Annotated in this window: 12 protein-coding genes and 1 pseudogene; 3 read left to right on the top strand and 10 right to left on the bottom strand. The window is 63.2% G+C overall.

Annotated elements, in window-relative coordinates; all coding sequences use genetic code 11:
- Positions 1–59 precede the first annotated feature (59 nt).
- The gene (locus NO357_RS18130; protein WP_306737145.1) at positions 60–965 is read left to right on the top strand and encodes a LysR family transcriptional regulator; all 906 of its coding nucleotides are present in this window, start codon (positions 60–62) and stop codon (positions 963–965) included.
- Between the two features lie 129 nt (positions 966–1094).
- Here the strand turns inward: NO357_RS18130 and NO357_RS18125 are convergent, their stop codons facing one another.
- On the bottom strand, positions 1095–2462 hold the full coding sequence (locus NO357_RS18125) for a hypothetical protein (protein WP_306737144.1): 1368 nt from the start codon (positions 2460–2462) through the stop codon (positions 1095–1097).
- A gap of 442 nt (positions 2463–2904) precedes the next feature.
- On the opposite strand from NO357_RS18125, the gene NO357_RS18120 reads away from it, so the two are divergent.
- Both NO357_RS18120 and NO357_RS18115 read left to right on the top strand, forming a co-directional pair.
- On the top strand, positions 2905–3693 hold the full coding sequence (locus NO357_RS18120; RefSeq protein WP_306737143.1) for an inositol monophosphatase family protein: 789 nt from the start codon (positions 2905–2907) through the stop codon (positions 3691–3693).
- Between the two features lie 179 nt (positions 3694–3872).
- Complete coding sequence (locus NO357_RS18115; RefSeq protein ID WP_306737257.1) at positions 3873–4265, top strand: c-type cytochrome; 393 nt, start codon at positions 3873–3875, stop codon at positions 4263–4265.
- A gap of 93 nt (positions 4266–4358) precedes the next feature.
- Here NO357_RS18115 and hpaH read toward each other — a convergent pair whose 3' ends face one another.
- From hpaH to NO357_RS18070, 9 genes and pseudogenes are all read right to left on the bottom strand, one after another.
- A complete protein-coding gene (gene hpaH / locus NO357_RS18110; RefSeq protein WP_306737142.1) occupies positions 4359–5156 on the bottom strand; it encodes a 2-oxo-hept-4-ene-1,7-dioate hydratase in 798 nt (265 codons plus the stop codon).
- Positions 5153–6010 (bottom strand): fumarylacetoacetate hydrolase family protein, encoded by an 858-nt coding sequence (locus NO357_RS18105; RefSeq protein ID WP_306737141.1) that lies wholly within the window; start codon positions 6008–6010, stop codon positions 5153–5155. Before NO357_RS18105 ends, hpaH begins: the two co-directional genes overlap by 4 nt.
- Before the next feature lie 46 nt (positions 6011–6056).
- Complete coding sequence (gene hpaD / locus NO357_RS18100; RefSeq protein ID WP_306737140.1) at positions 6057–7037, bottom strand: 3,4-dihydroxyphenylacetate 2,3-dioxygenase; 981 nt, start codon at positions 7035–7037, stop codon at positions 6057–6059.
- A 42-nt stretch (positions 7038–7079) separates the two neighbouring features.
- Positions 7080–7931, bottom strand: coding sequence for a 3,4-dihydroxyphenylacetate 2,3-dioxygenase (hpaD, locus tag NO357_RS18095; protein ID WP_306737139.1), 852 nt, complete (start codon positions 7929–7931; stop codon positions 7080–7082).
- A 19-nt stretch (positions 7932–7950) separates the two neighbouring features.
- Entirely contained in the window at positions 7951–9462 is a 1512-nt protein-coding gene (hpaE, locus tag NO357_RS18090; protein ID WP_306737138.1) for a 5-carboxymethyl-2-hydroxymuconate semialdehyde dehydrogenase, read from the bottom strand.
- Between the two features lies 1 nt (position 9463).
- Positions 9464–9850: a 5-carboxymethyl-2-hydroxymuconate isomerase gene (locus NO357_RS18085; RefSeq protein WP_306737137.1), complete on the bottom strand. Its 387-nt coding sequence runs from the start codon at positions 9848–9850 to the stop codon at positions 9464–9466.
- 337 nt (positions 9851–10187) lie between these two features.
- Positions 10188–11924: pseudogene (gene metG / locus NO357_RS18080) on the bottom strand (methionine--tRNA ligase); the annotation flags it as partial.
- A 30-nt stretch (positions 11925–11954) separates the two neighbouring features.
- Positions 11955–13184 (bottom strand): MFS transporter, encoded by a 1230-nt coding sequence (locus NO357_RS18075; RefSeq protein ID WP_306737136.1) that lies wholly within the window; start codon positions 13182–13184, stop codon positions 11955–11957.
- Positions 13185–13308: 124 nt separating this feature from the next.
- Entirely contained in the window at positions 13309–14040 is a 732-nt protein-coding gene (locus NO357_RS18070) for a polysaccharide lyase family protein (protein ID WP_306737135.1), read from the bottom strand.
- Positions 14041–14122 lie beyond the last annotated feature (82 nt).

The following is a 14122-nucleotide window of genomic DNA, read 5'->3' as shown; positions in this document are numbered from 1 at the left end:
ATGAATCAAACTCATAAATCTCATCCTCAACATGAGGGGCGTTCAAGAGGGAACCGCCGATGCATATCGAATTCCGTCATCTGCGTACGATCCGGGCGATCCACCAGGCCGGGGGGCTGGCGCGGGCGGCCGATCAATTGAACATCACGCAATCGGCGCTCAGCCACCAGATCAAAGGGATCGAGGACCAGGCCGGGGTCGAGCTTTTCGTGCGGCGGTCGAAGCCGTTGCGCCTGAGCGCGGCCGGGCAGCGGCTGCTCAGGACGGCCGAGAAGGTGCTGCCCGAGATCGAAGCGCTGGAGGCCGAGTTCGAGGGGGTGCGCGAGGGGTCGGCCGGGCGGCTGCATATCGCCATCGAATGCCACGCCTGTTTCGAATGGTTGTTCCCGGTGCTGGAACAGTTCCGCAAGACCTGGGGCGACGTCGATGTCGATATCCGTCCGGGGCTTGCCTTCGACGCTCTGCCCGCACTGGGGCGCGAGGATGTGGACGTGGTGATTTCCTCGGACCCCGAGGATTTGCCGGGGGTGTCGTTCAAGCCGCTGTTCGACTATGAGCCAGTTTTCGTGGCCGCGTCCTCGCATCCGCTGGCGCAGAAAGAATTTGTCGATGCGGTGGATTTTCGCGGTGAAACGCTGATCACCTACCCGGTCGAGCGCGGACGGCTGGACGTGTTTTCCGAGCTGCTGACCCCAGCCAAGGTTGAGCCGCGGGCCGTGCGGCAGGTGGAGTTGACAGCGGTGATCCTGATGCTGGTGGCCTCTGGGCGCGGTGTCGCGGTGCTGCCCGACTGGGTGGTGCGCGAGGTGAAGTATTCCTCGGACTACGTCACCCGGCCAATCACCGAAAAGGGGCTGACCAAGAGGCTTTTCGCGGCGATCCGCGACGAGGACGCGGACAAGCCCTACATGTCGCATTTCCTGAAACTGGGGCGGGAGATTCCGGTGCGTTTGCAGCGGGAGTGATGTCCGCAGAGAGGGACCTTGACCACCTTTAATGCAGTATTTCAGTTTTTGGACTTCGCGATTTGAGTATCCGGCAAGCGACCCGAAAACCGGTGTCTTGCGCCAAATTTCCTGGTTGGCGGTTGCCTCCTATCTCCGCTGGCTCTTTTTCAACTCGGCAATCTCGGTCGCCAGACGTGAAAGTTGAGTTTCCAGCGCAGTGATTTGTTTCTGCTGGGCCTCGATCTTGTTCCCTTGCCGATCGATGAAGACATGCGCGTGTTCCAACGCATTCAGCATGCCCCCCAGTTTCTCGCTGACGTTGAGTGGCGCGTTCTCGAGGGTAGGGCCGACATGGGGCAGATGGCCCTGATCCCACATCAGCGCGGCGTAGTCCTCGGCCGCGATTATGACCTGATCCGTGAAGACCCTATCACAACCACCACCGCAGGTGGTCCCGCCGGTAGTGAGACTGCCGGCGAGCACGGCATTACCCGTGGGTTGTATTTCAAACAGCTTGGTCTTGGCCGACGAGGCCGTGCCTACCGCGCCTTGTTTCAGGATGAAGTTGGTGCCGGCACCGAAGCTCCATTCGCCTCCGGTGGAGCTATTGCCCATGACAATCTCCGGGCGACCATTGTTTTGCAGGTTTACCAGCGTGCGCGGTGAGGTCGAGGCACTGGTTTCCTCAACCATTAGCTGCGCTGTGCCCTGGTCGGTGCGGATATGGGTGAAGGCCTGCCCAGCGACACTGCCGTAACTGCCCTTCTGGACAAGCAGGCCGGTGGTCACGTTGCCGCTTTCGACGGTGAGCCATCCCTGCGGTTCTGCCGTGCCGACCCCAACGACGCCGGGGCCATTGCCGCCATTGGAAATCACCAGAATGTTGTTGCCCGCGCCGGGATAGACGCGAAAGGGTCGCAAGCCGTTGGTGACATCAAGAAATCCGAGTGTCGCGCCAAAATTTTCGATCTCCCAGGTATCGTTGAAACTTGAAGCTTCGAGGCGGATCGCCGGAAGGAACGGATCAGAGATATGAAGTTTGGCCGCGGGCAGCATGGTTCCGATGCCAATTTCACCATCATCGTCGATCCAAAGCGTGTTCTCCGGTGCACCACCCTGAATCGTGAACGGGACAGTCCCGGCGTCATCGTCCTTGATCGAGAATCGGCTTACCCCGCCAGACGTTATCGGATCGCTGTCATTGACCAGTATCGTCCAGTCGGTGGATGGAAAACCGGCTTCGGATATATCTACGAATTCGACGTAGCTGTTGGTGGATTTCAGGCGCAGGGCGGTCGTCGGTGGGTAGGTTTCCGGTGCCAAACAGCCCGATCCCATGCAAATCTTGTCGATGAGAATGGTTTCGCCACTCACAGCAAGATTTCCGGTAATTTCGACATTGCCGTCATGCAGCACGTCTTGTGTCTTTGCGGTGGATGCAAACGCCATGAAAAAGCCTGCGCTTACTGCCGCTACGGTTCGGGAATACGGTTTGTTCTTGTTGAAGACGGACACGAGCTGTTCTTTCCATTTCGCTAGGTGATCAGGTCAACAAAACGATAACACTTTTTCTTGGTTTCGGGGTCGCGATTGCGGCGTTTTTCAGGGCGTCGTCTTGTTCCCATGCGCCGGGGCAGTTCTGGGCTTGGAGCGGCTATCGAGCCACACGCACGGGAAGTGGTTGATGTTCGAGGTGTCTTGGCCACGATCACGCTCCCGAACGTCAACGTCACCGATCTCGACGCCAACATTTTCATTTTCTGAGGCCTGTGGTCATCATCGACGGGAGCATTGCATTCTTTCAGTGGCAGAAATGCTCTGGGTTGCGTGCAGGATTGAATATCTGCGTTGGACTCGAGGCAGGCCTTCTTGCGTTCGACCCCCTGATATCCCGGGTGTCTTGGCAAGGGCGGTGCTTCCGGCTATACGCGCGGCCTGACATGAAGGAGCCGCGGCGATGCAGGGCAGTGCAAATCTCAATATCATGATGAAAGCCGCGCGCAAGGCAGGGCGCTCCCTGGTCAAGGATTTCCGCGAGGTCGAGAACCTGCAGGTCAGCATGAAGGGCGCCGGCGATTTTGTCTCGAAAGCCGATCTCAGGGCCGAGGAAATCCTAAAGGACGAGCTGCGCGGCGCGCGCCCCACCTATGGCTGGCTGGGCGAGGAAGGTGGCGGCGAAGACGGCGAGGATCCGACCCGGCGCTGGATCGTCGATCCGCTCGACGGCACCACCAATTTCCTGCATGGCCTGCCGCACTGGGCCGTTTCGATTGCGCTGGAGCACAAGGGTAAGGTCGTCGCCGGCGTGATCTATGATCCGGCCAAGGACGAGATGTTTTATGCTGAAAAGGGCGAGGGCGCGTGGCTGAACGATTCGAACCGCCTGCGGGTGTCCGGCCGCCGGCGGATGATCGAATGCATATTCGCCACCGGCCTGCCGTTCGGTGGCCGGGCCGACCTGCCCGAGACACTGAAGGACCTGGGCCGGCTGCTGCCGACCTGCGCCGGGGTGCGGCGCTGGGGGTCGGCGGCGCTGGACCTGGCCTACGTGGCCGCGGGGCGGTATGACGGGTTCTGGGAGCGGCGGCTCAACCCCTGGGATCTGGCGGCGGGGGTCGTGATCGTTCAGGAGGCGGGGGGGCTGATCGAGCCGCTGAACCGCGAGGGCGACATCCTTGGGGATGGTGAGGTCGTCTGCGCCAACGAGGCGATGTTCGAGCCCTTTGCCAAGATCATCCGCGGCTGAACCGTCTGACTAGACCGTGACTTGACCTTCCCGCGTGGGAGGGACGCACAAACGTTCCGATCAAAGGAGGGTTCTGCGTGGCGAAATGGATTGCCGTTCTGCTGGTGGCTGTTCTGGCGCTGGTCGTCTTGACCTGGCTTATACGGCCGGGCCACATGGACATCGAGGGTAGCCACCACATGGGGGCGGCGCGGGGGCTGTCCAAGGCGATGACCAGTACGGCCATGGCCGGCGTCGCAGACGGAGAGCCGATCGTGACGCCGAGACTGCCGGCGGCGCTGAGCGAGCGGGCGACGATGGGCAAGCGGGCCTTCGAGGCGAAATGCCAGGACTGCCACGGCGAGCATGCTGCCGGGAGGAAGGGCGCCGCGCCACCGCTGGTGCATCGGATCTACGAGCCGTCGCACCATGCCGACTTCGCCTTCGTGCTGGCCGTGCGGAACGGGGTGAGGGCGCATCACTGGCCGTTTGGCGACATGCCCCCGGTCGAGGGCCTGACTCAGGCGGATGCGTTGGCGATCGCGGCTTACGTGCGCGAGTTGCAGCGGGCCAACGGGATCGGCGTCAACTGAACCGGATCTCCGGCCGTTGTCGTTGCCTTGCGTGGGGGCGCTGCCCCCACACCACCAGGAATTTGTAAAGCAAGATGAAGGGCTGGATCAGGATCAGCCGAACCGGCAGGTGACGTGACCCCAGGGGCCGAAATCGGCATCGATCTCCGTTCCAGGCGGGCATTCGAGCGGGCGGATGAACGAGCCGGACAGGATGACCTGGCCGGGTTCGATGGCGGCGCCGTACTGGTCCATTCGCTCCGCCAGCCAGACGATACCGGTGACGGGGTCGTTGAGCACGCCCGCACCGAGGCCAGTCTCCTCGACTGTCCCGTTGGCCGAGACGATGGCGCCGGTCCAGCGGAGGTTGTCGCTGACGGGGTCGAATTTGCCGTCGCCAAGGATGATGCCGGCATTGGCGGCGTTGTCGGCGATGGTGTCGAAGATGCGGCGTGGCTGGCCGGTCAACGGGCAGATGCGCTTGATCCTTGTGTCGAGAATCTCGATGGCGGGGGCGACGAAGTCGGTGGCCTTGAGCACGTCCTCGCGGGCAACCTTGCCTTTCAGCGGAGCCTTCATGACGAAGGCGATTTCAGCCTCGATCCGCGGCTGGATGAAGCGACCGGCAGGAATGGTGGCGCCGTTTTCGAACATCATGTCGTCGAACAGCACACCGCTGTCGGGGATGTCGATGTTCAGGGCCTGCTGCATGGCGCGCGAGGTGAGGCCGATCTTCCAGCCGATCACGGTACGGCCTGCGGCCAGCTTGCGGTCGATCAGGGCGGATTGGATGGCATAGGCATCCTCCATCGTGACCTGCGGGTGGGCGACGGAAATGAGGCCGGTCTGCTGGCCGGTTTGTTCGGCCTCATAGAGGTTTTCAGCGGCGGCGGCGATCTCTTCGGGCGTCATGCTTCATCCTTCACGGTGTTCATTAGCTCGCCAATGCCGTCGGCCCTGACGCGGATCTGGTCGCCGGGTTTGAGGAAACGCGGCGGGTCGAACCGCGCGCCGGCGCCGGTGGGGGTGCCGGTGACGATGATGTCGCCGGGCACCAGCGTGGTGAAGGTCGAGATGTATTCGATCTGCCGCCGGATCGGGAAGATCATGCGCGAGGTGCGATCGTCCTGCCGAAGCTCGCCATTGACATGGGTGGTGAGGCGCACATCGTCGAGCTGGGCGGGATGGGTGAACGGCACGAGTCCGGGGCCCATGGCGCCGGAGCGGTCCCAGTTCTTGCCTTGGGTGACGTTGAACTTGGCGTGCCGCACCCAGTCGCGCAAAGTGCCTTCGTTGCACAGCGTCAGGGCGGCGATGTGGTCGTAGGCCGCGGCCTGCGGGATCCGGCGGCCGCCTTTGCCGATGACGATAGCGATCTCTCCTTCATAGTCCAGCTGCGGGGTTTCCGGCGGGCGGATCAGCGGCTGGCCATGGCCGACAAAGCTTTGCGGGAAGCGGATGAACAGCGACGGGTTGGGCGGGGCGTCCTGCCCGTCCTTGTACTCGGCGTTGCGGTCGGGGAAGTTGACCCCGACGCAGATGATCTTGCCCGGATCGGGGACGGGGATATCGAACGAGAAGGAGTCCGGCGCCTGGGTGATCGCACGGCCCTGCGCGGCCTGGGCGATCTCTTTCAACGCGCCGGCCTCGATCACGTTCCTGAGCGTTTTCCACGCCGGGTAGTCGGGCGACAGGGCGACGAAACCATCGTCGCGCAGAATGCCCCAAAGCTGCTCTCCCTCGGCGGTGACGGTGGCGTATCTCATAACGGTCCCTGCTTCATCTTGCTGAAAATACTCGAAATCCGACGGCTCACGGCGCGATGATCGGCTGGGCATCAAGTTGAGCCTTCACCGGCTTCTGCCCCTCGAACAGGCTGCCTTCCTCGAACCACGAGCGCGGTGCCGGCGCACCCCAGAGGGTCTGGCGCTGGGGATCTTTCAGGTCCCACTTGATCGGTTCAAGGTCGGGATCGACGGTCTGGTAGTCGGAGCAGTAGATCTCGATCCTATGGCCGTCGGGGTCGCGGATATAGAGGAAGAAGGCGTTTGAGATGCCGTGGCGGCCCGGGCCGCGCTCGATATTCGAGACCCAGCCGGTGGTGCTCATCAGATCGAGCAGGTCGATGATGTTGAGCGGCGTCGGTACCCAGAAGGCGGTGTGGTGCAACCGCGGGCCGGCGCCGTTGGTAAACGCGATGTCATGCACGCCGCCCTTGCGGTGGGTCCAGGCCGCCCAGAGCCGGCCCGAGGCCTCATCCTCGGTATATTCGGTGACGCGGAAGCCGAGCTGGTTGTAGAAGGCCACGCTTTCGTCGACATTGGGAGAAAACACGTTGAAATGGTCGATCCGCAGCGGTTTGACGCCCTTGTAAAGCGCGTACTGCTGGTGGATCGGAGGCAGTCGATCCATTTTCACGTAGAATTCCAGCGGGATGCCGTGCGGGTCGCGGGTGCGGAAGGTGCGCGATTGGTAGGGGCGGTCGACCCACTCAACGGGCAGCCCCTTAGCCTTGAAGAAATGTTCTGCCTTTTCAATACTTTCCTCATCGAAGAGTTTGAAACCCAGTTCGCGGGCGCAGGGCTCTGACCCTTGGCGCAGGACGAGGCAATGGTGCCCCCTTTCCTCCATCGCACGGAGGTAGATGCTCTCGCTGTCCTCATCCGTGACCTGAAGGCCCAGCGTGTCGACATAGAAGGCGCGGGATTTGGCGAGGTCGGTCACCACCAGCTCGACGTGGGAGAGGCGGACGATGTTGAATTCCGGATACAGGTTGGGGGCGGGGATCGGCATTGGCGGCTCCGTTGACGGGGAAAGGTGGGGTGAAGGCCCACCCTACACGGGGAAGATCACGTTGGTCTGGCCGGTGCCGGAGGACGGGAAATACTCGGTCACCACCTCGCAGGGCTGGTCATAGGCGTCCCAGCCGAGCGCGCCGTAGAGCATGGCGGTGTCGTGCATCGAGCCTTCGCCGCAGCAGAACTGCGCGTATTCCCCCAGCATTTTCAGAAAGATAGCGTGATCGCCGCGCTTCCACATGTCGAGCACGTGCAGGTCGACCTGGCGGTTGAATTCGCTCGAGATGGTGAAGGTGCCGTTGTTGGCGGCATAGTCCTTGTTGGGCCAGATCTTGTGGGAAAGACTGCCGCTGGCGACCAGCAGAACCTTGTTGTCGGACGCCTCGACCGCGGCGCGGATCGCCTCGCCCACGACGCGGCTTTCGGCGTGATCGTGCACCGTGCACCAGGCGGCGACGGAAACCACCTTCATCTCGTGTTCGCGGCTCATGAAACGCATCGGCACCAGCGTGCCGTATTCCAGCTCGAGACTGTCGAGGTGATGGCTGAGCGTGTGGACGCCCCTGTCGGTGGCCGCCTTGGCGATGGCGTCGCCGAGGGCGGGATTGCCGGTATAGGTATAGGGCAGATCCTGGATGAATTGAGGGAACTCGTTCGAGGTGAACAGCCCTTCGAACCGGCTGTTGGCATTGATGTGAAAGCCCGCATTCACCACCCAATGGGTGTCGCAGATCACCACCGTGTCGGCCCCTAACGCCTTGGCACGGCGAGCAATTTCTGCATGCCCGTCGATCGCGGGTTGGCGTTTGCCCTTGATCGGGCCTTCCTGCTCGGACATCAGCATGGTGGGTACGTGGGTCATCTTGGCGGCGAGAACAATCTCTCCCATGGGTTCCTCCCGATTGGTTTCACAATCCCAGTTGCGGGATCTTGTGCTGGCCCAGGGCCAGGCCGATGTGTTTCTGCTCCATGTAGAATTCGAACGACCAGTCGCCGCCGTCGCGGCCGATGCCGCTGGCTTTGACGCCGCCGAACGGGGTCGGCAGGTGGCGGACGTTTTCTGAGTTCACCCAGATCATGCCCGCTTCCAGCTTGTCGGTGAAGCGCAAAGCGCGGGTCAGGTCGTTGGTCCAGACATACCCGGTCAGGCCGTATTCGACGGCATTAGCAATTTCGAGCGCTTCCTCTTCTGTGTCGAAAGTTAGTGCGGTGAGGACGGGACCAAAGATTTCCTCTGTGGCGATACGCATTTGCTGCGAGGCGCCGGTGAACAGGGTGGGGCGGACGAAAAAGCCTTTTTCGCCAACGCGTTCACCACCGCAGGCGATGGTGGCGCCGTCCAGTTTCGCGATCTCGAAATAACTGGTCACCTTGTCGTAATGGGTCTTGTGAATCAGCGGGCCAATTTCGGTTTCAGGGTCGAGCGGATGGCCGACGCGGATGTTATTGACCCGCGCGGTGAGTTTTTCGATGAAGTCATCCGCGATGTTTGACTGCAAGAGCAGGCGGGACGACGATGTGCAACGCTCACCGTTGAGCGAATAAATCATGAAGATCGCGGCATCGAGGGCGCGGTCGAGGTCAGCATCGTCGAAAACAATGACCGGATTCTTACCGCCCAGTTCGAAGTGCACGCGTTTGAGGGTATCGGCGCCCTGTTTCATGATCATCGAGCCGGTTTTGCTCTCGCCAACAAAGGCGATGGCCTTGATCATCGGATGTTCGGTCAGCGCGCGGCCGGCGTCTTCACCGAAGCCGTTGACCAGATTCCACGCCCCCGGAGGCAACCCAGCCTCTTCGGCGATTTCGCAGAGAATACGGGCGGTTATCGGCGAGAATTCGGCCGGTTTGTGGACCACGGTGCAGCCGGCAGCCAGCGCCGGGGCGATCTTCCATGTGCTGAGCATGAAGGGCGTGTTCCAGGGTGTGATCACACCGACCGGTCCGATCGGCACGCGGGTGGTGATGTTCATCAGCGTGGGCGAAGGCAGCGTCTGGCCGTCGCGGGCGGATGGGGCGCGGTCGGCGAAGAAGCGGAAATTTTCGGCGCCGCGCAGGGCGGCCTTTTGCATGAAGCGCAGCGCCTGGCCGGTGTCGAGGCATTCGGCAAAGGCGATTTCCTCGGCGCGGGCTTCGATGGCATCGGCGATTTTATGCAGGATTTTCTTGCGGTTGACCCCGGTCATGTCGCGCCATTCGGGGAAGGCAGCGTGAGCGGCGCGGGCCGCCGCGTCGATGTCTTCCGGGCCGGATTGCGCAACCTTGCAGAGGAACACTTCGTCCACCGGTGAGGCGTTGTCGAAGGTCTGGCCGCTGGCGGCGGGGCGGTCTTCGCCAGCGATGCGATTGAGCACGCCGGTGTCTTTGTACCGGGCGAGATAGGCTTCGGCCTTGGCGATGTTTGCGTCGAGATCGGACATGTCAGGTCTCTTTCAGATGGTCGCGGATGGTGCCCGTCTTTGGGCTGAGTTCGGGATCTATATCGCGCATTTCGACCGAGAGCGCGATCGAGTGCTTGGCAAGGGCGGGGGCCATAAAGGATTGCAATGCTTCGAAAATTTCCCGGGTGGCGCGGGTTTTCGCCTCGGTTGGACGCCCGCCACGCAGGCGGATTGAAAGATCGAGGAAAGCGTGTTTGGGATCGCCATCGGCGACGGAGACATGATCCGCCTTGAAGGCGCGGACGCGGATACCGGGCATGGGAAAGACACCGGTGTCGATGGCGGCACGGCGGATGTGATCACAAAGTGCGGCCATATCCAGCATCTCTTCGAGATTCGCCGAGTATTCGATGCTGAAATGCGGCATGGCCACGATTCTCCCCGTTCAAGTTAACATGTTAAATAATGTTCCGCGCCCGGTCAAGGTCGGTGATGGTTAATGCCAACGTACGGCGCAAATCGTCCGTATGGCAGCCTGGCTGGCACGCTGGCTGGCACCCCGTCTGGCGCGCGGTGGCACAAGGATTTGGCAAGGGGCGGGGTTAACAGAGCGTTTGGTGGTTGGACGGGTCAGTCCGGTAGTGGGTTGAAAACCCACCCTGCGGGGCTGAGATCGGCGGAGGCCGCCGCCAATCCCCGGGCAACGCCGGAGGCGGCGCGAACACCATCAGCGACACACACGACGGACGGCGCCCGCCGTCGGCTCAATCGCGGGTGCCGGCGAAGCGGGTCTGCCAGTCTTCGCGCTGCTCGTCGGTGATTTTGGCGAAAAGATTGTCCGGCACCGAGAAGGCGTGGCCGGCGGGCAGGGCGTTCAGGGCGGTGGGCACGTCATCCGGCCAAGCGGTGTCGAGCGTGTTCATCGCCGAGAAAAGCGTCGCCGCGGTGTCGGGGACGAACGGGGCCGACAGCACCGCGTAGAGGCGGATGAGGTTCAACGCCAGCCGGATCTGGGCGGCGGCCTGGTCCGGGTCCTCCTTGAAGGTGGCCCAGGGGGCGGCGTCCTGCAGGTATTCGTTGCCGGCGGACCAGATGGCGCGCAGCTCGTGGGCCGATTTGCGCACTTCCATCGCCTCCATGTTGGCCTCGTAGCTGCGGATGCGGGTGGTGAGCTCGTCGGTCAGGGCCTGTTCGCGGTCGCCATGGGCGCCGCCCGCGGGGACCTCTTCGCCGAATTTCGAGCGGCAGAACTTGGTGACGCGCGAGACGAAATTGCCAAGCACGTCGGCGAGGTCTTTGTTGACGCCGGTCTGGAAGCTTTCCCAGGTGAACTCGGAATCCGAGGTCTCGGGGACGTGGGACAGGAGCCACCAGCGCCAATAGTCGGCGGGCAGGATCTCCAAGGCTTGATCCATGAAGACGCCGCGGCCGCGCGAGGTCGAGAACTGGCCGCCATCGTAGTTGAGGTAGTTGAAGCTCTTGATGTAGTCGACCAGCTTCCACGGCTCTCCCGAGCCGAGGATGGTGGCGGGGAAGGAAAGCGTGTGGAAGGGCACGTTGTCCTTGCCCATGAACTGGGTGTAGGTCACGTCGTCGGCGCCCTTGTCGGTGCGCCACCAGCGTTCCCAGTTGTCGCCCTTGTTCGCGTCGACCCATTCCATCGCGCAGGCGATGTACTCGATCGGGGCGTCGAACCAGACATAGAAGACCTTGCCTTCCATGCCGGGCCAGTCCTGGTCGCCGCGCTTGACGGGGATGCCCCAGTCGAGGTCACGGGTGATGCCGCGGTCCTGCAGCCCGTCGCCGTCATTGAGCCATTTCTTGGCAATCGAGGTGGTCAGAACCGGCCAGCCTTCACGGGTGTCGATCCACTCTTCCAATTGGTCCTTCATCTTGGATTGCAGCAGGTAAAGATGCTTGGTCTCGCGCAGTTCGAGGTCGGTGGCACCGGAGACGGTGGAATGCGGGTTGATCAGGTCGACCGGGTCGAGCTGCTTGGTGCAGTTGTCGCATTGATCGCCACGGGCCGAGTCGTAACCGCAATTGGGGCAGGTGCCCTCGATATAGCGGTCGGGCAGGAAACGACCGTCGGTCGGCGAATACATCTGTTTCTCGACCACCTCGCCGATCAGGCCGGCCTCGTCGAGTTTGGCGGCGAAATGCTGGGTCAGCTTGTGGTTCTGTGGGCTGGACGAGCGGCCGAAATGGTCGAAGGAGAGGCGGAAACCCTCGGCGATCTGGGCCTGCACCAGGTGCATTTCGGCGCAATAGTCGGCCACATCCTGGCCCGCCTTGGCGGCGGCGAGTTCAGCCGGGGTGCCGTGTTCGTCGGTGGCGCAGAGGAACAGGACCTCGTGGCCGCGGGCGCGCTGGTAGCGGGCAAAGAGATCGGCCGGCAGCTGCGAACCGACAAGGTTGCCGAGGTGCTTGATGCCGTTGATGTAGGGAATGGCCGAGGTGATAAGGTGGCGTGCCATGGTCGTGTTTTCCTTGCCTTGCGCGCCCCGTTTAGACCATCGCGGGCAGGAGTGCTAGCGCTCGCTGCGGTCGCGGGATTTGCCGAACAGGCGACCGACAACAAAGGAGGTCCGGGGCGCCCAGACATATGGGGTGCGTCGCGCGGGCGCGGCGCGGACACGCATCCGGGTGAGGCCGAAGATCACCAGGATGAGGTGGCCCACGGCGATCATCACGAACAGCGCGGACGGGCCGTAGGCGTCCATCAGGCGCGAGGCCAGCAGCGGCGCGGCGATGGCGCCGACCGCGAACCAGAACATCAGCGCGGCCGAGAGTTCGACCCGCTCGTGGCTGTCGGCGAAGTCGTGGGCGTGGGCGGCGGCGATGGAATAGATCGGGAAGGTCGTCAGCCCGAAGAATCCGGCATTGAGCATGATGCCGGTGGTCGACAGCCCGGTCAGCAGTGCGGTCGACGCGCAGCTGATCACCGCGGCAAGCGACATCCAGATCAGCACCCAGCGACGGTCGAACCGGTCGGCGAGCCAGCCGACCGGGTATTGCGCCAGCGCGCCGCCGAGCACGAAGGCGGCGAGGAACCAGGCGATCTGGGAGGTCATGAGGCCGACTTCCTGGCCGTAGACCGGGCCGATCATGCGGAACGATGCCGACGAGAGCGCGGCCACGACCACGCCCGCGGCGGCGAGTGGCGAGCGGCTGACGGCGAGCATCGGCCGCAGGCGCGGCGCGTCGGGGGTGTCGGGCTGGGTTGTGCGGGTGAGTGTCAGCGGCAGGAGCGCTGCGCAGCAGATCAGCGCCAGCAGGTTGTAGGAGACATAGGAGGCGGGCTCCAACACCGAAATCACCATCTGCGCGGCGAGCGATCCGGTCATGTCGACCACCCGGTAGACGCCCATCGCGCGGCCGCGGGTTTCGTTCGTGACCTTGGCCTGCAGCCAGGCCTCGACGACGGTGTAGCACCCCGCAACGCAGAGGCCCGACGCAACGCGGAACAGCGCCCAGGCGTAGGGGTCGATCACCAGGTAATGCGCCAGCAGACCGATGGCGCCGGAGGCGGTGAAGGCGGCGAAGGCGCGGGAATGGCCGACCGAGCCCATCAGCCGCGGCGCCCACCAGCAGCCGATGAAGAACCCGAGGAAATGGGCCGAGCCCAAGAGACCGATCTGTTCCCTGGAGAAATCCAGCGCCAGCCCCGAGAGTGCGTCGAGCGGGCCGACACCGCCGGTCGAAAGCTGCAGCAGGATGACAGAGAGAAAGAGGGCGGCGAAGGAAATCAGGAGGCGCATGGGCGGCAGGATGGCATGATCGCGGTGTGGCGCTTGTGGCAGGGCGACAAGGTCGTGTCGGTTTTGAGGCCTGGTGGAGCGATCAAGCGATCCTGCGCCTGTCCCGTGGCCGGCTTGCGCCGCGTCAAAGGGTGTGGACCCGGTTCGGAATCACAAAGAGCCGGTGATAGAAAATGCGCCGCATCTGGACTTCGAGCCCACGCGCGAGCCGACCGTCCGCCATCAGGCCCAGTTGCCATTCGAATTTCACCGGTCGCGGCACGCCGCGGGTGCAGCCTTCACGCAGGCGGCAGATCGGAGGCAGAGTGGTGCGGAAATTTTCCTGGGCCCAGATCGGGCGGCGGTCGCAGAATACCTCGATGTAGCCCGTGTCATTGTCAGCCATCGCGATCCGAATCTCGATGCTGTGCCAGCGACCCAATTGTGCGGGCGGGATGCAACTGCGCCCCAGCACCGTCGCGCCTCGGCGGGCATCAAGTTCGACCGAGATGATCTGGGTTGCAGGGCTGCCGTCCGCAGCCTCTGTGCCGGTCGTGCGCAGAACGCGCGATAGCGTCACGGGCCGGTTAGTGAGTTGCCGGCGGTCGACGCGGAGGTCGAACCCGATGAGATAGGTCTGACCGAGGCCGAAATCCTTGTCGGTGCGCAAGGCGGAGCGGCTCTCGCCGGGGAAGAGGCGAAAGGTTGCGGTCCGGTAGGTGATGAGTGGCGCTCGGTCGGAACGTGGGTCGAGCGTATCCTCCGCCGACACCCAGGGGTCGAAGTAGTTCGGTGTCGGAAAGACCGGGCCGACATCGGCGCAGGCCACCAGCAGGAGGGCCACAAGGGCGGCGCAGAGAGGTCCGAGCCGGCTCATGCCACCGGCCCCCGGACCCGGCAGGGGCGCGTCGCGCGGCCGCAGGGTCGCATGTGGCGGTGCACGGTGCTATCGAGACAGT

This window comes from Marimonas arenosa (genome assembly GCF_030848945.1).
In the GTDB taxonomy this organism is placed as follows: domain Bacteria; phylum Pseudomonadota; class Alphaproteobacteria; order Rhodobacterales; family Rhodobacteraceae; genus Marimonas; species Marimonas arenosa.
This window is presented reverse-complemented; position numbering and strand designations above follow the sequence as displayed.